15 protein-coding genes and 1 tRNA gene are annotated in these 15,992 nt (G+C 57.2%); 12 read left to right on the top strand and 4 right to left on the bottom strand.

Features of this window, described 5'->3' with window-relative positions; genetic code table 11:
• Positions 1–5 precede the first annotated feature (5 nt).
• Entirely contained in the window at positions 6–1,745 is a 1,740-nt protein-coding gene (locus E5334_RS06985; protein WP_136012875.1) for an ABC transporter ATP-binding protein, read from the top strand.
• Entirely contained in the window at positions 1,742–3,535 is a 1,794-nt protein-coding gene (locus E5334_RS06980; protein ID WP_275438975.1) for an ABC transporter ATP-binding protein, read from the top strand. The genes E5334_RS06985 and E5334_RS06980 overlap by 4 nt, the downstream gene beginning before the upstream one ends.
• Positions 3,536–4,088: 553 nt before the next feature.
• Here the strand turns inward: E5334_RS06980 and E5334_RS06975 are convergent.
• The gene (locus E5334_RS06975; RefSeq protein WP_275438974.1) at positions 4,089–4,664 is read right to left on the bottom strand and encodes a cysteine hydrolase family protein; all 576 of its coding nucleotides are present in this window, start codon (positions 4,662–4,664) and stop codon (positions 4,089–4,091) included.
• Between the two features lie 183 nt (positions 4,665–4,847).
• Between E5334_RS06975 and E5334_RS06970 the strand changes: the two genes are divergently transcribed.
• The 5 genes from E5334_RS06970 to pcp all read left to right on the top strand — a co-directional run bounded on the left by E5334_RS06970 (position 4,848) and on the right by pcp (position 8,473).
• On the top strand, positions 4,848–5,210 hold the full coding sequence (locus tag E5334_RS06970) for a hypothetical protein (RefSeq protein ID WP_136012872.1): 363 nt from the start codon (positions 4,848–4,850) through the stop codon (positions 5,208–5,210).
• Between the two features lie 9 nt (positions 5,211–5,219).
• Positions 5,220–5,750 carry an LOG family protein gene (locus E5334_RS06965; RefSeq protein WP_136012871.1) on the top strand — a complete coding sequence of 177 codons (531 nt, stop codon included), beginning with the start codon at positions 5,220–5,222 and terminating at the stop codon, positions 5,748–5,750.
• 322 nt (positions 5,751–6,072) lie between these two features.
• The gene (locus E5334_RS06960) at positions 6,073–6,780 is read left to right on the top strand and encodes a 5-oxoproline transporter, DUF969 family subunit (RefSeq protein ID WP_136012870.1); all 708 of its coding nucleotides are present in this window, start codon (positions 6,073–6,075) and stop codon (positions 6,778–6,780) included.
• Between the two features lie 3 nt (positions 6,781–6,783).
• On the top strand, positions 6,784–7,752 hold the full coding sequence (locus tag E5334_RS06955) for a 5-oxoproline transporter, DUF979 family subunit (RefSeq protein WP_136012869.1): 969 nt from the start codon (positions 6,784–6,786) through the stop codon (positions 7,750–7,752).
• A gap of 73 nt (positions 7,753–7,825) precedes the next feature.
• The gene (pcp, locus tag E5334_RS06950; RefSeq protein ID WP_136012868.1) at positions 7,826–8,473 is read left to right on the top strand and encodes a pyroglutamyl-peptidase I; all 648 of its coding nucleotides are present in this window, start codon (positions 7,826–7,828) and stop codon (positions 8,471–8,473) included.
• A gap of 123 nt (positions 8,474–8,596) precedes the next feature.
• Here the strand turns inward: pcp and E5334_RS06945 are convergent, their stop codons facing one another.
• Together E5334_RS06945 and E5334_RS06940 are read right to left on the bottom strand one after the other, a co-directional pair.
• Positions 8,597–8,824 (bottom strand): hypothetical protein, encoded by a 228-nt coding sequence (locus E5334_RS06945; RefSeq protein ID WP_136012867.1) that lies wholly within the window; start codon positions 8,822–8,824, stop codon positions 8,597–8,599.
• A 480-nt stretch (positions 8,825–9,304) separates the two neighbouring features.
• Positions 9,305–9,381: transfer RNA gene (locus E5334_RS06940), tRNA-Pro, on the bottom strand.
• 230 nt (positions 9,382–9,611) lie between these two features.
• Here E5334_RS06940 and E5334_RS06935 point away from each other — a divergent pair.
• Positions 9,612–10,463 carry a DNA/RNA non-specific endonuclease gene (locus tag E5334_RS06935; protein ID WP_275438973.1) on the top strand — a complete coding sequence of 284 codons (852 nt, stop codon included), beginning with the start codon at positions 9,612–9,614 and terminating at the stop codon, positions 10,461–10,463.
• Between the two features lie 84 nt (positions 10,464–10,547).
• Here the strand turns inward: E5334_RS06935 and rpmB are convergent, their stop codons facing one another.
• Entirely contained in the window at positions 10,548–10,742 is a 195-nt protein-coding gene (rpmB, locus tag E5334_RS06930; protein ID WP_136012866.1) for a 50S ribosomal protein L28, read from the bottom strand.
• A 288-nt stretch (positions 10,743–11,030) separates the two neighbouring features.
• Here rpmB and E5334_RS06925 point away from each other — a divergent pair, with 288 nt between their 5' ends.
• From E5334_RS06925 to E5334_RS06915, 4 genes are read left to right on the top strand one after another with little or no spacing between them, the layout of a single operon-like run.
• On the top strand, positions 11,031–11,723 hold the full coding sequence (locus E5334_RS06925; protein ID WP_136012865.1) for a MarR family winged helix-turn-helix transcriptional regulator: 693 nt from the start codon (positions 11,031–11,033) through the stop codon (positions 11,721–11,723).
• Entirely contained in the window at positions 11,720–12,178 is a 459-nt protein-coding gene (locus E5334_RS08825) for a hypothetical protein (protein WP_275438972.1), read from the top strand. The genes E5334_RS06925 and E5334_RS08825 overlap by 4 nt, the downstream gene beginning before the upstream one ends.
• A 54-nt stretch (positions 12,179–12,232) precedes the next feature.
• A complete protein-coding gene (locus E5334_RS06920) occupies positions 12,233–14,068 on the top strand; it encodes an ABC transporter ATP-binding protein (RefSeq protein WP_275438971.1) in 1,836 nt (611 codons plus the stop codon).
• Positions 14,068–15,867, top strand: a complete 1,800-nt coding sequence (locus E5334_RS06915; RefSeq protein ID WP_136012864.1) for an ABC transporter ATP-binding protein — start codon at positions 14,068–14,070, stop codon at positions 15,865–15,867. The genes E5334_RS06920 and E5334_RS06915 overlap by 1 nt, the downstream gene beginning before the upstream one ends.
• Positions 15,868–15,992: the final 125 nt, after the last annotated feature.

Here is a 15,992-nt window from a genome sequence, read left to right as displayed (position 1 = left end):
GCTTCATGAGACTTCCGGCAAGCGCTCGCTACCTGCGCCCCTTCAAACTTTATCTGGTGGTGGGGCCGCTCATGAAAACCCTGGAGGTGGTCTTCGACCTGCTCACCCCACTGGTGATCGCCTGGATGGTGGACGGAGGCATCCGCGCTGGAGATTCCAGCGTGGTGGCTCGCGGCGGCGGCCTGTTGCTGCTCTTTGCCTTCTTAGGCTTTTGCTCCACGCTGGTCTGCCAAAAGATGGCCTCTCTTACCAGCCAGGGCATGGGCACTCAAGTGCGCCACGACCTCTTCGAAGCCATTGGCCGCCTGTCATTCCAAGACTTGGACGCCTTTGGCGCCCCATCGCTCATCACCCGCATCACCAACGACGTGAACCAGCTCCAGCTGGCGGTGGCCATGCTCATCCGCCAGGTGATCCGATGGCCGGTCTTGGCGGTGGGGTCGCTGGTGTGCGCCCTGGCCATCGACCCGCTTTTGGGTTCGATCTTTTGCATTTGTCTGCCGCTCACCCTGGGCATCTTCTACGCGGTGATGAAAAAGTCCATTCCCTACTTCGCTTCCATGCAGCAAAAGCTCGACGCCATTGGACGCATCGTGCGCGAGGCATTGGACGGCACCCGAGTGATCCGCGCCTTTTCTCGCGAAGATTTCGAGCAAGCCCGCTTTGAAGCCGCCGCCAACGACCAAGCCCAAACTGCCGTGGCGGTAGGCAGGCTCTCCGCACTGCTCAACCCCTCCACCTTCCTGGTGCTGAACGGCGGTATCTGCCTGGTGCTCTTTTTGGGTGCAAGCCAAGTGTGGGAGGGCAGGCTCGAGCAAGGACAGGTGATGGCCCTTATCGGCTACATGAACCAGCTGCTGGTCTCTGTGGCCTTCATCGCCAACTTGGTGGTCATATTCACCCGCGCCACCGCTTCCTTGAAGCGCGTGGATCAGGTGTTGGAGTTTGAGCCCTCGGTGCCAGAGCTTGCCACACAACCTATCCAAGTGCGCTGGGAGGCTCCTGCCCTGCGCTTTTGCGACGCTTCCTTCGCCTATCCCGGTGCCGAGAAGCCCGCCCTTTCCCACCTGTCGTTGAGCCTTGAGCCCGGAGAGGTCCTAGGCGTCATCGGCGGTACCGGCTCTGGCAAGTCTACTCTGGGAAACCTCATCCCGCGCTTCTATGACGTGCAATCGGGGGCCGTGGAGGTCTTTGGCGCCAACGTGCGCGACTATCCCTTTGAGCAGCTGCGCTCTTTGGTGGCGGTGACTCCTCAGGCAAGCTCGCTTCTCAGCGGTACCATACGCGACAATCTTTTATGGCGAAACCCTCGGGCCACCGATGAAGAGCTGTGGGCGGCTTTGCGTGCTGCTCAGGCAGAGTCCTTTGTGGCCCAGAAGCCTTTGGGGCTGGATGAGCCGGTAGAGGCAGGCGGCAAGAACTTCTCGGGAGGGCAGCGCCAGCGCCTCTGCATCGCTCGAGCCCTTGTAGGCCAGCCTTCGTTGCTGGTGTTGGATGACGCTGCCTCTGCTTTAGACTTTGCTACCGACGCCGCCCTTCGCCATTCTCTGCGGCAGCTGGACTCGGCCCCTGCCTGCGTGATCATCTCTCAGCGAGTGGCCTCGGTGCGCCAGGCTGCCAAGATCTGCGTATTGGATCATGGCCAGGTGGCAGGGCTGGGCACCCATGAAGAGCTTTGGGAGAGCTGCCCTGTATACCGCGAGATATGCCTTTCCCAGATGGACGCTCAGGAGGTGCTGGCATGAGTCGTACTACGGACATGGTCTCTCACAACGCCCCCCAGCTTTCCAGCGCCCAGACGCTCAAGCGCGTGCTTCACTACCTGCGCCCCCATAAGAGGCTGGCGCTGTTGGCGTTTTTCTCGGCATTGGTGGCGGTGGTGCTCTCGCTGGCAGTGCCTATCCTTATCGGCCTTGGTATCGACACTATCGTGGGCCCTCACCAGGTGGGCTGGGACGAGCTTGGGCGCACCCTGCGCCTTTTGGCCGCCTGCGTGGCTGCGGTGGCCTGCGCTCAGTGGGTGCAGGGTTATGCCACCAACCGCCTGAGCTACGAAGCGGTGCGCGACCTGCGCGACGACGCTTATTCCAAGCTGCGTGTGCTGCCCATGGGCTACATCGACTCCCATGCCCATGGCGACCTCATGAGCCGCATCGTCAACGATGCCGATGCCGTAGGCGACGGCCTGCTTCAAGGCATCCAACAGCTGTTCGCCGGTATCATCACCATTTTGGGCACCCTCATCGCCATGGTGGCCATCTCGCCGGTGATTGCCCTGGTGGTGGTTGTGGTGTCGCCGGTCTCGGTGGCGGCTGCAGCCTTTATTGCCAAGATCGGCCACAGCAGCTTCGTGGCCCAGCAGGCCATTCAAGGGCAGCTGGGCGGCTACATCGAGGAGCACGTCTCCAACCAGCGCCTGATCGACGCCTTCGCCCATCAAGAGGCGTCTCAATCCGGCTTTGACGCCATCAACCGGCAGCTCTACCAGGTGGGGGAGCATGCCCAGTTTGCAAGCTCGCTCTCCAACCCCGGCACCCGATTTGCCAACAACATCGTTTACGCAGTAGTGGCGGTCATCGGCTGTTGGGCCTGCGCCACAGGCTTTCCCACCGCTCTCACCATTGGCGCGGTGCAAAGCTTCCTCTCCTACACCTCCCAGTACACCAAACCGTTTAACGAGATTTCCGGCGTCATGACCCAGGTGCAGACTGCCTTTGCCTCTGCGAGGCGCCTCTTCGAGCTGTTAGATGCTCCTGCCGAGAAGCCCGACCCAGCCGATGCCCAGGTGTTGCCCATAGAAACCCAGGGAGCTGTGGCCTTCGACGACGTGTGGTTCTCCTACACCCCGGAGGTTCCTCTCATCCAGGGCATCAGTTGGCAGGCCAAGCCCGGCGACCGCATCGCCTTGGTGGGCACCACCGGCTGCGGCAAGACTACCCTCATCAATCTTTTGCTGCGCTTCTACGATATTCAGGCAGGCGCCATTGAAGTGGACGGCTACGATACCTCCAAGCTCACTCGTGCCAGCCTTAGGAGCGCCTTTGGCATGGTGTTGCAGGATACCTGGCTTTTCGAAGGCACCATCCACGACAACATCGCCTACGGTAAGCCTGATGCCACTCGCCAAGAGGTGGAAGAGGCGGCGCGCCAGGCTCGTGCTGATGCCTTCATCCGTCAGTTGCCCCAGGGCTACGATACCATCGTGCGTCAAGGCACAGGAGGCCTATCTCAGGGCCAGCGCCAGCTGCTCTGCATCGCCCGCGTGATGCTTGCCGATCCCTCGATACTTCTGCTGGACGAGGCCACCAGCTCCATCGATACCCGTACTGAGGTGTTGGTGCAAGAGGCTTTTGACGCCATGATCGCCGGCCGCACCTCGCTCATCGTGGCCCATCGCCTCTCCACTATCCGCAACGCCACCTGCATCTTGGTGATGGACCAGGGAAAGATTGTGGAGCGTGGCACCCACGAGGAACTTTTGGCCCGTGGCGGCGCCTACGCAAAGCTCTATCAGTCTCAGTTCGAAGGAGCCTAAAAGGCCCGGTAGCAAAGGCAAAGGTTTCTCGGCAGCTTTTAGGAAAAGGCCCCCGATCCAAGAGGACCGGAGGCCTTTAGCACTCCTGAATGTTCATGTAAGTACCTGATTAGTAGGTAGGATCGGCTATTACTGCTCCTCGATCACCGCGCGAACGTTCTCGCGGTAGAGCTCCGGCACCTCGTCCAGACGAACGATGTTGGCACGAATCTGTTTGACCCAATAGGCAACCATAGAACCTCCTTGGTTGAGATGTTGCATCCAGGCACATGGCTGGACACCTTGCGTGCGACAGGGCGGCAAATAGTTCACATGTGCGCCAAACTTTCCTGTCTTGTGTAGTATAGCCACTTCCAGATCAAAATAATCGGGGGACTATCTGGTATGGCAATGCATACAGTATCTGTTAAAACCAAGAAGCGCTGCATACAATTGTCGAATAGTTCAGTCCTATAAGCATAAAAGAGCTGGGCCTCTAGGAAGTGCGACCCTAGAGGCCCTGCTCCGTAACAAAGGGTTAGCCAGACATAAAGGCTTAGCTCAGCTAAGAGAATTACTCCTGAACATCGCCTTTGAGCCAGGTCTCAAACTCGTCAGAGGAGATGACGTTGGAGTCGTAGCAGCGACGGAAGTATTCCAGGCCGTCTGCCTGGTTGCCAATGAGGAAGGTCATGGTGGCATCTGCCACGACGGTGGAACCATAGCCCAAGAAGTAGGCGTCTGCCAGGGTTTGGAGCACGCAGATATTGGTGTCGCAGCCAATGGCGATGACGTTGGTGACGCCAAGCTCGCGCAGGGTGAGGTCAAGATCGGTCTGGAAGAAGCCAGAGTAGCGGCGCTTGGGGATCACGATGTCGGTGTCTGCGCGGCCCAGGCATTTAGCCGGTTGAGCCTCGGGAGTGCCTGCAATGCCATGGGGTCCCCACAGGTTCAGCTCGCGGTCGAGGCCAGGGATATGGGCGTCATCCAAGAAGATCACAGGAATGCCCGCCTCTCGGCAGAGCTTCACCACACGGGTGCAGGCATTGGCGAAATCGTTCACTGCCTTGTTGTCTGCTGCGTCGGCCAAACCTCCTTCGAGCACGTCGATCACCAAAAGGGCGCAGCTCTGAGGGTTGCAGGAATCCATGGGTCCTCCCAAATCATTCATACGTACAATAGAGGCTGTTGGCCTTGTGTAAGTGTAGCTATGATAAACCAACCTTGCAGTTGGCAAGTTTCAAGCTCCCCTCATATGCAGGCATGCAAGGCTCAAGACTACCGGTTGGGCAGGTTTCTCGGCAAGGCCTGCCTGAGTTGAGAAAGTTGATCCATGATTCAAACGGTTGTGTTTATCGTCATCCCGCTGCTTTTGTGCTGTCTCTCGTTGGCGCTGGGGATACAGTGCGCCTTTTTGGGAGTCTCGGTGCTGGCAGTGGTGTTGCTTTTGGCAGCGGGGGCGCTGGCGGGTTTAAGCTGCTTCCGGGGAATGGGTACGCTTCTTTATGGCTCCTATAAAGGAGACATGGATCGTTCTGGCAAGCAGATGCGAATGCCCATCACCGCTGAGGAGCTCGCAACTCGCAAAAAGCAGTGCGCGGTGCTCACGGTGGCTGCAGCGCTCTGCTTTGCGGTGGCCCTCATTTGGGGCGGTCCGGTGATTGCTGGTTTGCTGCGGCTCATATTGGCCCTCTAGGAGATTTCTATGAACATCGCCGTCTATTGCGGATCTAACTTTGGCAACAACCCCGCCTTTGCTGCGGCAGCCACAGAGCTGGGCACTTGGATGGGCCAGAGCGGTCACAATCTGGTCTATGGCGGCAGCTCGGTGGGGCTTATGGGTCTGGTGTCGCGGGCTACTTTAGATGCCGGGGCAAAGGCTATCGGCGTGGAGCCGGCGTTCTTTTTAGAACAAGGGATTCCCCAGCACAAGGACGTGGAGTTGCGCGTGGTAGAGACCATGAGCGAGCGAAAGGCCATGATGATCGAGCTGGCGGACGCCTTTGTGGCATTGCCAGGTGGCGTGGGCACTCTAGAGGAGATAATCGAGATCATGAGCCGCATTCACTTGGAGTTGGGGCAAACCGACTGCTACCTGCTCAACGTGGAGGGCTATTGGGGCGATTTCAAGGCCATGCTTCAGTCCATGAGCGCCCAAGGCTTTGTGTCTGCGGCAGACCTGGATCATTATCACTTTCCTGCCACGGTAGGGGAGTTGTCCGAGCTTTTGGGGTAAAGGCGCAGCACTGGGTGTGGGGGGCCTTATCGGCAAAAGCGCCTTGTTTTTGCAGGGAAGGCCTTAGATGCGAGGCCTCTGCTATCAGGTGGGCGCCTTCTTCTGCAAGGGTGACTCCTATTGACATCATGCGACAAATGAATATGTAACCAAGCGGGAAAAACAACACAGCGAGGTTTCAGAAAGCTCTATGACAGCTCTAAGTTGATTGAAGGAAGTCCGAGCAATCTTTTGGGAGAGGCTTCGCTTCTGGACTATCTTGGAGCCCGTAGGCGGGTTCAAGGTTTTCATAGCCGAGGCTGCAGGAACGGATTGGAGTTTTATGAATTATCTTGTGCTTCTGGGAATCGTGATCGTGGTGGTGGGCTTTGCCCTGAAGCTCGATTCGATCCTCATAGTCATTGTGGCAGGCCTTGCCACAGCGCTTATCGGCGGTTTGGGCGTCGACGGCTTCTTGGTCACGTTGGGCACCTCCTTTGTGGACAACCGCAACATGGCTATCTTCATCATCATCCTGTTGGTCACAGGCACGCTTGAGCGCAATGGTCTCAAAACCGCCGCAGCCAATCTTATTGGCCGGGTGAAAAATGCCACTCCTGGCGTCATCATTGCTCTCTATGGCGTCATGCGCATGATCTTTGCCGCCTTCAATGTGAGCTTTGGCGGCGTGGCTGGCTTTGTGCGCCCGGTCATCATGCCTATGTGCGTGGGTGCCATCGAAGCCTCTGGCCATACTCCCAACGATGAGTATGTTGAGCAGGTTAAAGCCATGGCATCCGGTATGGAGAATGTGGCTTGGTTCTTTGGTCAGGTGTTGTTCGTGGGCACCTCCGGCGCCCTGTTGGTGCAATCCACCATGGATGCTTTGGGCTATCAGACCGACCTTCTGCAGATGGCGCTCTTCGAGATCCCTGTGGCACTTGTGGCTCTGACGGTAACGTCTGTCTACTACATCATCTTGGACAAGAAGCTGAGAGCCAAGTATTACGATGACACCAAGGCTCCTCTCAATGCGGGAAAGGAGGCCTAAATCATGGAGTTCTTTATGGATCCAGAGGTCACCTTTGGCAACAAGGCCCTTGAGGTCTTCTACATTGTCATGGGTCTCATGTCTATCTATGCAGGCATTCGCAACTATCGAGACAAGACCAATCCTGCCCGAGTAGGCACTGCGGTGTTTTGGTGCTCGCTAGGTGTGGTGCTCGCCCTAGGCCGCTGGCTGCCTTCTTTGGTATCCGGCGTCTTGGTGGTTGTCATGGTGCTGCCTGCGGTATTTGGTAAGGTCAAGAGTGGCCAAGCATCGGCTGATGATGCCCCCACCACGCAAGAAGTGGCCGTCAATTATCAAAAGATCGGCACGAAGATCTTCATTCCTGCCCTCTGCTTGGGAGTCTTTGCCATTTCGGGTGCGCTCATTCCTGGGGTGGGCGCGCTAGCAGGTTGCTGCTTTGGCGTGGTGGCTGCTGCGATCATTCTTTTTGTCTACTCTCGCTCCAACACGCCCCACGTGTTCTTGAACGATTCCGAGCGTCTACTCTCTGCCATGGGCGCTTTGAGCATGCTGCCTATGTTGTTGGCGAGCTTGGGCGCCATCTTTACCGCTGCCGGTGTTGGCGGCGTCATCGCCGAGATGGTGGGAGCGGTGATTCCCTCAGACAACTTGGCCATTGGCATCATTGTCTTTGGTATTGGCATGATGCTGTTCACCATGATCATGGGCAACGCCTTTGCCGCCATCACCGTGATGACTGTGGGAATTGGCGCCCCATTTGTCCTGATTTTTGGCGTCGACCCATCCTTCATTGGCATCCTCGCCCTTACCTGTGGCTACTGCGGCACCCTTCTTACTCCTATGGCGGCCAACTTCAATATTGTGCCTGTGGCGCTGCTTGAGATGAACGATCGCATGGGCGTCATCAAAAAGCAGGTGCTTACCGCTTTGGTGATGATTGTCTTCCAGATCGGCTACATGCTCATAGCCAGCTTTATGATGCTAGGCTAGAAGTAGGCAAAGCGAAGCGTGGCTGTGCCGCGATGTGGCACGACTGCAGCCTCTTTTCGAGAAAGGCGAGGCAATGGCTAAGGTGTTGGTTACGGGCTTTGAGCCCTTTGGCGGCGATAGCGTCAATCCTGCGCTCGAGGCGGTCAAGCAGCTACCCTCCACCATTGCGGGAGCCCAGGTGGTGGTAAAAGAGGTGCCTACGGCCTTTGAGCGCAGTGCTCAGGTGCTGGAAGATCTTATGGATGCTGAGAAGCCCGATCTCGTGCTTTGCGTAGGTCAAGCTGGTGGCCGAGCTGCCATGTCGGTGGAGCGTGTGGCCATCAACCTCATCGATGCCCGCATTCCTGACAACGACGGCGACCAGCCCTTGGATACTCCCGTGCGCGAGGGCGGCCCTGACGCCTACTTCGCCACGCTACCGGTGAAGTCCATGGTCAAAGCCATGCACGAGGCAGGCGTTCCTGCCGCGCTCTCCTATAGCGCAGGCACCTATGTATGCAATAGCCTTATGTATAACGCCCTCTACCTGGCCGCTCGCGCCAATAAGCCCGTTAGGGCTGGTTTTGTGCATGTGCCCTTTGCCACCGAGCAGGCGGTAGACCGCCCCGCCTCCACCCCCACGATGGACATTTCTTGCATCACTCGGGCTCTGGAAGCAGGTATTGCAGCCATGGTGACTACCGATGAGGACATCCATATCTTCATGGGAACCATTAGCTAGCCGTTGTTCGAAATCACTTGTTTGATGCAAGGTAAAATGGAGCCAGGACTAATAAAAGCCCTGGCTCCGTTCTTATAACTAAATGTATTAAGTTATCGTAAGGCGTAAGGGGTGCTAGATCCCTTAGAAGTCTTCATCGTCCCCATTCATGTCATCAAACAGGCTCGGCATGTCCTCTGGAGAAATATGGGGAGTTTTGAGGCTGTCTAATTCCCTTTCGATTTCGTGGACATCCCGGTAGGAGATATCATCATAATTCTGTTCCACCTTGCTGACCAAAGATTCAGCATGCTTGATCACTCGAAGCGATTTGTTGGCACGTTCTGTATCTAATGGGTTATTAGCGCTCATGGTTCGTATTCTGCGAATAACACCGCTCAGCTCTTTGAGACCTTTAAGCAAATGACGGCTATAGAGGATGTGCTATCAAATGCAGTGCTGCCCAAGCTAAAGGCAGCAAAATCGAGCCGTTACATTCTAGAGGCAGGAGGGCTCGATGAAAAAGGCGATCTGTGGGGTCTGCGGGGCCAAGATGCAGAGGAGCGGCAGCGCCCCTTCTGAGCGCAAGGAGTACTTGTAAACAATGAAGGTAGGTTTGGCCTACAGATTAAGGCTGACGCAGGTCAACACCCCCTTATCACAGCACGCTATCTGCCCTGTAAGCCAGAATTTATGGAAACTGCCTTTCTATTCGTGAAGGAGGCTTTGTTGGTCCTCTCAATTACCCTAGGCCAACCCTTGTAGCCTATACGCCTCAAAAGCTTGTAGCCTAAATGCCTAGATAACAAAAAAGGCCAAACCATTTTATAGGTTTGACCTCGAAAAATGCACTGGTCGGGTGGACTGGATTCGAACCAGCGACCCCTTGACCCCCAGTCAAGTGCGCTACCAAACTGCGCCACCACCCGATGTGTTGCTCGCGCAACAGAAGAGAATATAACACCCTGCAAAAGTCGGCGCAAGCACAAATCCAAAATCAGTGGCAGGATTTGTGGGGTGGGGCATATAAGGGACAGGGAGCATGACCTTACCGTACTACCCTTTAAAATAAGAAGGATACTATGAGGTTCCAGCGACTGAGCGCAGGGTCTTATCGGTAAGAAGACTTTTGAAGTGACTTGACTCTAAGTGATTCTGTATGTCCCATTTCTCATGGGAACGTTGTGAGGTGTCAATGTTTGGCAAATTGCCTGGTAAACGGGGCAGTGATTCTGCCCGTAACTCCAAAAAGCAGGGGTTCACGTTTCAAAAGCTCATGATCTTCGCGTTGCTGGTAGCAGTAGCCTGCGGAGTGCTGGCGATCGTGGGACAGGGCAATTTGGGCAGAGGGGCCCAGACAGTCAAAAGCGCGCTCACGGTTTGGACGGACTCGCAATCTTCCCAAGATTATGCAAATCCTTTGAATCCAAGGGACTTACCTGCCTATGGGTCAATGCCTTGGGTGGAGGTGGGGGAAAACCAGCCGGATTTCACCCAGGCGCAAAAAGCGCAGACTGCTTCCTTTGAGGTCTATGGCCCGCTGGACAAGCTTGGGCGCTGCACCGGTGCCTTTGCCTTGCTGGGCGAGGATCTTATGCCTACGCAAAAGCGTGGAGACATCTCCAAGATAAAGCCTACGGGATGGCATCAGAACTTCTATGACTTTGTGGATGGGGAGGCTCTCTATAACCGCTGTCATCTCATTGCTCATAGCCTGGCAGGGGAGGATGCCAATGAGCGAAACCTTATCACTGGCACTCGCTATCTCAATGCTCGGGGAATGCTGGATTTTGAAGAAGGCGTCCATGACTACATTTTGGATACCGGCAATCATGTGCTTTACCGGGTGACACCTATCTTTGAGGGTTCCAATCTTTTGGCTTCTGGCGTGCGTATGGAGGGTTGGAGCGTGGAGGACGAGGGCGAAGGCATCTGCTTCGACGTCTACTGCTATAACGTACAGCCAGGCGTGGTCATCGACTATGCCACCGGTGATAACCATCTGGCCTAGCTGATGGCAATAAAAGAAAGGGTTCTTAGCTTGATGGCTAAGAACCCTTGGAAGTTCGTCTCTAAAAGCCCGCGGAGAGAAGTATTAGTAAGCGGTGCGAGCGAGGTTGCCCTTCTTGAGGCAACGGGTGCAAACGTTCATCTTGCGCTTCTGACCATTCTGCACGATGGTGACACGCTGGATGTTGGGACGGAACTTACGATTGGTAACACGGTGGGAGTGGCTAATAGAACGGCCAGCTACCGGGTGCTTACCGCAGATCTCGCAAACCTTCGACATGTTGATTCCTCCGTTACGCGGGCGCCATTGCGCGCGCTTATAAGCAATAGCTGTCCAACTATACCACGCACCTTGCAGGCTGCAAGGAAAAATGCGCAACACCCTAGAGTTTGTGGTCGTTGGGTGTGGTGTCCACAAGAAGCTCGGGCGATCGCCCATCATGCACTCCCCGTTTGCAGGTCTTATGAATAGGGAGATCTCAGGAGGATCCCTATGGGAAATCAGTAGACTTGTAAAAGATTTCTAGTAGAAACAACTAATAGCGAAAACTACTAGTAGGGAAGTGTCATGAGTAATCGCAAGATGCGCGCACCCTTGGGCCCTCCTGTTCAATGCGAGCCGCCTCAGGTGCCTGAGCGCTTTCAAGAGCTGGGCCGCCAGCTCAATCTGGCGATCATGGGGCTGCGTTCGCTCCACAGCAAGCTTCCGCGACCCCCAGAGCCAGTACCCTTGACATCCGTCGATGATTCGGCTGAGGAAACGGGCACTTCTCCGCAAAAAAAGAGGGGCGGCCATGCGCATAGGCGTTCCTTGGAAGGCTTTGACGCGTCGCTCAGAGGGATGCCGCTCATACTCAGGTATCTGTCGGAGCATGGAGGAAGCGCGTACCCCTCGGAGCTCAAGGCGGCTACTGGGCTTACTCAGGCGCGAATTTCCAATGCATTGGCGGCTCTAGAGGCCAGGGAGCTTGTGAAGCGCACCACCGACGGCAAGGATCGCCGCCATGTAGTGGTGACCCTTACAAAAGCCGGTGGACGCGCGGTGGCTGAGCGTATGGCTGCTATGGATAGCTATGCTGGCAGCCTGCTGGAGCTTTTGGGCGAGTCGGATGCCAAGGAGCTGGTACGCATCATTCAAAAGCTCTCGCGGGCGCTGGAATCTCAAGATGCGGAATGCCGAGAAACCCGTGCCTTCGCAGCTGACGAGTCAACAGGTGCAAAGGAGCCTGCTTCTGCCGGTAAAGATGGGGAGGGTGCATGAAACTCCTGGGCTTTTTGAAAAGGCATCTGGGTGCGGTGGTCATTTGTTTCGCACTTATTTGCGGGCAAGCGTATTTCCAGCTGATGCTGCCTACCGCCATGAGCGACATCGTGGATGTGGGCATTCAGCAAGGAGGAATCGACAGCCCGGTGCCACATACCATACGAGACACGGCTCTCAGAGACCTTGAGATGTTTATGAGTGAAAGCGATGCTGCCAAAGTGGACGGCGTCTATGGCCCTGCCAATGGCAATGGCGTGCGCACATTCATCGGCAATCAGCAGCAGGCTTCTGCTGAAGGTGAGATCGCCCGGCTGATCGCGGTTCCTGAATGCGTGGCGCTTTCGCTGGAGAAAGGCATAGATGCCAGCGCCCTGTCGCTGGATTCCGGCACTTCTATGGAAGCGCCAAGATCCCAGCTGCCTGTCACCATTACCTTGAACGAGGTGCGATAGCTTTTTGAGGCGGGGCTTATCGGCAGGGATGAGCTGGCCCAAGACGCTCAAAAGATGATGGACGCCATGGGTTCTGTGGCGGGATCCATGGTGGATCAGCGAGCGGTGGACTATGTGCGGGCCGAGTACGAGGCCCAAGGCCTGGACCTTAACGAGATCCAGACCAATTACCTGGGCACTATGGCTCTCAGCATGTTCTGGCTATGCGTGGGGATGGTGCTTTGCTCGGTAAGCGTGAGCTTTGTGGCGGCCCACACCTCGGCGAGGGTGGCGCGCGAGCTGCGCAGCGAGCTGTTCTCCAAGGTCATGAGTTTTGGCCCAGGAGAGGTGAACCAGTTCTCTCAGGCCTCCCTCATCACCCGCACCACCAACGACGTGCAACAGGTGCAGATGACTACCTTTGTGCTGTTGCGCATGGTGATGATGGCTCCGGTCTTGGCGGTGCTGGCCCTTATCCAGGTATGGTCCATGGCCAGCGGCCTGGAATGGACCATCGGCGTGGCGGTGCTGGCCATCGCTGCGGTGATGGGGACTTTGCTGGGACTCACCATGCCAAAGTTCAAGCACATGCAGGTTTTGGTGGACCGCGTGAACCTGGTGGCTCGCGACATGTTGGACGGCCTCATGCCCATCCGCGCCTACGGGCGCGAAGACTTCGAGCTGGAGCGATTTGGACAAGCCAACCGCGACCTTATGAAGACCCAGCTCTTCACTAACTCGGCCATGGCCTTTGCTATGCCGGCCATTATGCTGGTGATGAACCTGGTGAGCCTTTTGATCGTCTGGAGCGGCGCGGGCGCTATCGACGCAGGAAACCTGCAGGTAGGCACCATGATCGCCTTCATCTCCTACGCCATGGAGATCGTTATGAGCTTCATGATCTTGGCCATGGTGCTGGTGATGCTGCCTCGCGCTGAGGTCTCGGCAGAGCGCATCGATGAGGTGCTGGATTGTCCTGTAGCGGTGCAAAACCCTGCCCGGCCCAAAGCGCTTCCGGCCCGTGAGCGCGGCGTGCTCACCTTCGACGACGTGAGCTTCACCTATCCTGACGCCACCTATCCGGTGGTGGAGCATGTCTCCTTTAGAACCGAGCCTGGCCATACCACGGCGCTCATTGGATCCACGGGGTCTGGCAAGTCCACCCTGGTAGCCCTTATCCCGCGCCTCTACGACGCCACTTCGGGCAGCATCAGCCTCGACGGGGTGGACGTGCGCTCGCTGGAGCTCGCAGAGCTCAGGGACCGCGTAGGCTATGTGCCTCAGCAGGGGTTGCTCTTCTCGGGAACCATCGCATCCAATGTGAAGTTTGCCGGAGACCAGGTAAGCGACGAGGCCATGAGCTGGGCGCTGGATGTGGCCCAGGCCAAAGACTTCGTGGATCAGACAGAAGACGGTACGGCTACAGCCATCGCCCAGAAGGGCTCCAATGTGTCCGGCGGCCAGCGCCAGCGTCTTTCCATCGCTCGTGCCTTGGCCAAAGATCCCGAGGTGCTGGTGTTTGACGACTCCTTCTCGGCCCTGGATTACGCCACCGATGCCAAGTTGCGCCACGCGCTGGCAGACGAGGTAAAAGAGGCCGCCGTCGTCATCGTGGCCCAGCGCGTGGCCACCATCATGGGCGCCGACGAGATCCTGGTGCTCGACGAGGGCACGGTCTGCGGCCGCGGCACCCATGAGGATCTTTTGCGTTGCTGTCCCACCTACCTGGAGATCGCCACCTCCCAGTTGTCCCTCCAAGAGCTGGGGCTCACCCAGGCCGAGGTGGATGCGGTTCTCGGCACCGACGAGAGCCGTCAAGAGGCTGCCATCGGCCAGGAGGTGCACGACCTTGCCTCAGAGATCGCCAGCTCTGAAACCTATGAGTCTGCGTTAGAAGGAGGTGAGCGCTAATGCCCGGTCCCGTACGCCATACCACCAAGCGCGCTAAAGACTTCAAGGGTACTTTGGCAAGGCTCGCCGCCTATGCCAAGCCCCACTGGGTGCCGCTGCTGTTTGCGGTGGCCTGCGCCATTTTGAGTGTGGTCTTCAATGTCATTGGCCCCGATATCTTGGGTCAGGTCACCACCAAGCTCTACGAGGGGCTGGTGGCCAAAGTCCAAGGCACCGGCGGCATCGACTTTGCAGGCATCGCCCACATCATGCTGTTCCTTATTGGCCTCTACTTGGCGGCTGGAGCTGCGAACTTTTGCCAGGGCATCCTCATGACCCGAGTCACCCAGTCAGTCTGCTTTAGGCTGAGAGGCGATATTGCCGAGAAGATCGCCCATGTCCCCATGAGCTATTTCGAGGGTCACTCCAAAGGCGACGTGCTGAGCCGCGTCACCAACGATGTGGATACGTTGGGCCAGTCGCTCAACCAGGCGGTCACTCAGCTGGTGACCAGCATCGCCCAGGTCATAGGCGTACTAGTGATGATGTTTTCCATCTCACCGGTGCTGGCGGGTCTCACCTTGCTGGTGTTGCCTTTATCGGCGGTGGCCATCCTCATCTCGGTGCGCTTCTCCCAGCGCTTCTTTGTGAAGCAACAGCAACAGTTAGGCCAGGTAAACGGCATCGTGGAGGAAGACTTCGCCGGCCAGTCGGTGATCGCGGTCTTCAACCAGGGAGAACGTGCGACCCAACAGTTCAACCAGGTGAACGACCAGCTCTGCGAGAGTGCCTGGAAGAGTCAGTTCCTATCGGGTCTTATGCAGCCCCTGATGACCTTCATTGGTAACATGGCCTACGCCATGGTGGTGGTTGTAGGCGCCCAACTGGCCATATCCAATGTCATCACCATCGGCGACATTCAGGCATTTATGCAGTATGTGCGCAACTTCACCCAGCCTATCCAGCAACTGGCTTCCATCTCCAACGTCTTTCAGCAGATGGCGGCTGCCGCGGAGCGCGTCTTCGAGTTTTTGGATGCGCCGGTGGAGTCCGAGCCTCAGAACTCGCAGCTGCCTGCGGTGCGCCAGGGCGCGGTGAGCTTTGATAACGTGAGCTTTGGCTACCTGCCGGGCCATACCGTCATCCATGACTTCAGCTGCCAGGTGAAGCCCGGGCAAACGGTGGCCATCGTGGGCCCTACGGGCGCCGGCAAGACCACCATCATGAAGCTCATGATGCGCTTCTACGATGTGGATGAGGGCTCGCTTGCCGTGGATGGGTTAGATGTGCGCTCCTGGAACCGGGAAGAGCTGCGCTCCAACTTCGCCATGGTGCTTCAAGACACCTGGCTTTTCGAGGGCACCATCCGCGAGAACATCCGCTATGGACGCCTGGACGCCACCGATGAAGAGGTGGAGGAGGCCGCCCGCATCGCGCGCTGCGACCACTTCATCCATACGCTGGCAGGAGGCTATGACTTCGAAGTCAACGAAGGGGCAACCAACGTGAGCCAGGGCCAGCGCCAGCTGCTCACCATCGCTCGGGCAGTGCTGGCAGACAGGCCTATGCTCATCTTGGACGAGGCCACCTCAAACGTGGACACCCGCACAGAGGTGCTCATCCAAGAGGCCATGGATCGCCTGATGGCCGGGCGCACCAGCTTTGTGGTGGCCCACAGGCTCTCCACCATCCGCAATGCAGACGTGATCTTGGTCATGGAGCAGGGCGACGTGGTGGAGTCGGGCACCCATGAGGAGCTCTTGGCTCAAGGCGGCGCCTACGCCAAGCTCTGCAACTCTCAGTTTGACGGCTGTGAATAGAAGGCAGCGAGCTCTGAGAAGGATTCTTGAGGAAGGCAGAAGGCGTTGGCGGGCGCTGGAGGGCTCGCCAGCGTCTCTGCCGCCCTTAAGTGATCTATCAGTCAAGGTGCGATAGGCCCGCTATG

This window comes from Muricaecibacterium torontonense, from assembly GCF_004793925.1.
GTDB classification, from domain to species: Bacteria; Actinomycetota; Coriobacteriia; order Coriobacteriales; family Atopobiaceae; genus Leptogranulimonas; species Leptogranulimonas caecicola.
This window is presented reverse-complemented; position numbering and strand designations above follow the sequence as displayed.

Excerpts from the sequence above, each read along its gene's own strand:
- E5334_RS06985 (WP_136012875.1), top strand. The coding sequence starts at position 6 with ATGAGACTTCCGGCAAGCGCTCGCTACCTGCGCCCCTTCAAACTTTAT.
- E5334_RS06945 (WP_136012867.1), bottom strand. The coding sequence starts at position 8,824 with ATGAGCGCTAATAACCCATTAGATACAGAACGTGCCAACAAATCGCTT.
- E5334_RS08825 (WP_275438972.1), top strand. The coding sequence starts at position 11,720 with ATGAAACTCCTGGGCTTTTTGAAAAGGCATCTGGGTGCGGTGGTCATT.
- E5334_RS06980 (WP_275438975.1), top strand. The coding sequence starts at position 1,742 with ATGAGTCGTACTACGGACATGGTCTCTCACAACGCCCCCCAGCTTTCC.
- rpmB (WP_136012866.1), bottom strand. The coding sequence starts at position 10,742 with ATGTCGAAGGTTTGCGAGATCTGCGGTAAGCACCCGGTAGCTGGCCGT.
- E5334_RS06965 (WP_136012871.1), top strand. The coding sequence starts at position 5,220 with ATGAACATCGCCGTCTATTGCGGATCTAACTTTGGCAACAACCCCGCC.
- E5334_RS06975 (WP_275438974.1), bottom strand. The coding sequence starts at position 4,664 with ATGGATTCCTGCAACCCTCAGAGCTGCGCCCTTTTGGTGATCGACGTG.
- E5334_RS06955 (WP_136012869.1), top strand. The coding sequence starts at position 6,784 with ATGGAGTTCTTTATGGATCCAGAGGTCACCTTTGGCAACAAGGCCCTT.
- E5334_RS06935 (WP_275438973.1), top strand. The coding sequence starts at position 9,612 with ATGTCCCATTTCTCATGGGAACGTTGTGAGGTGTCAATGTTTGGCAAA.
- E5334_RS06970 (WP_136012872.1), top strand. The coding sequence starts at position 4,848 with ATGATTCAAACGGTTGTGTTTATCGTCATCCCGCTGCTTTTGTGCTGT.
- E5334_RS06960 (WP_136012870.1), top strand. The coding sequence starts at position 6,073 with ATGAATTATCTTGTGCTTCTGGGAATCGTGATCGTGGTGGTGGGCTTT.
- E5334_RS06920 (WP_275438971.1), top strand. The coding sequence starts at position 12,233 with ATGATGGACGCCATGGGTTCTGTGGCGGGATCCATGGTGGATCAGCGA.
- E5334_RS06925 (WP_136012865.1), top strand. The coding sequence starts at position 11,031 with ATGAGTAATCGCAAGATGCGCGCACCCTTGGGCCCTCCTGTTCAATGC.
- pcp (WP_136012868.1), top strand. The coding sequence starts at position 7,826 with ATGGCTAAGGTGTTGGTTACGGGCTTTGAGCCCTTTGGCGGCGATAGC.
- E5334_RS06915 (WP_136012864.1), top strand. The coding sequence starts at position 14,068 with ATGCCCGGTCCCGTACGCCATACCACCAAGCGCGCTAAAGACTTCAAG.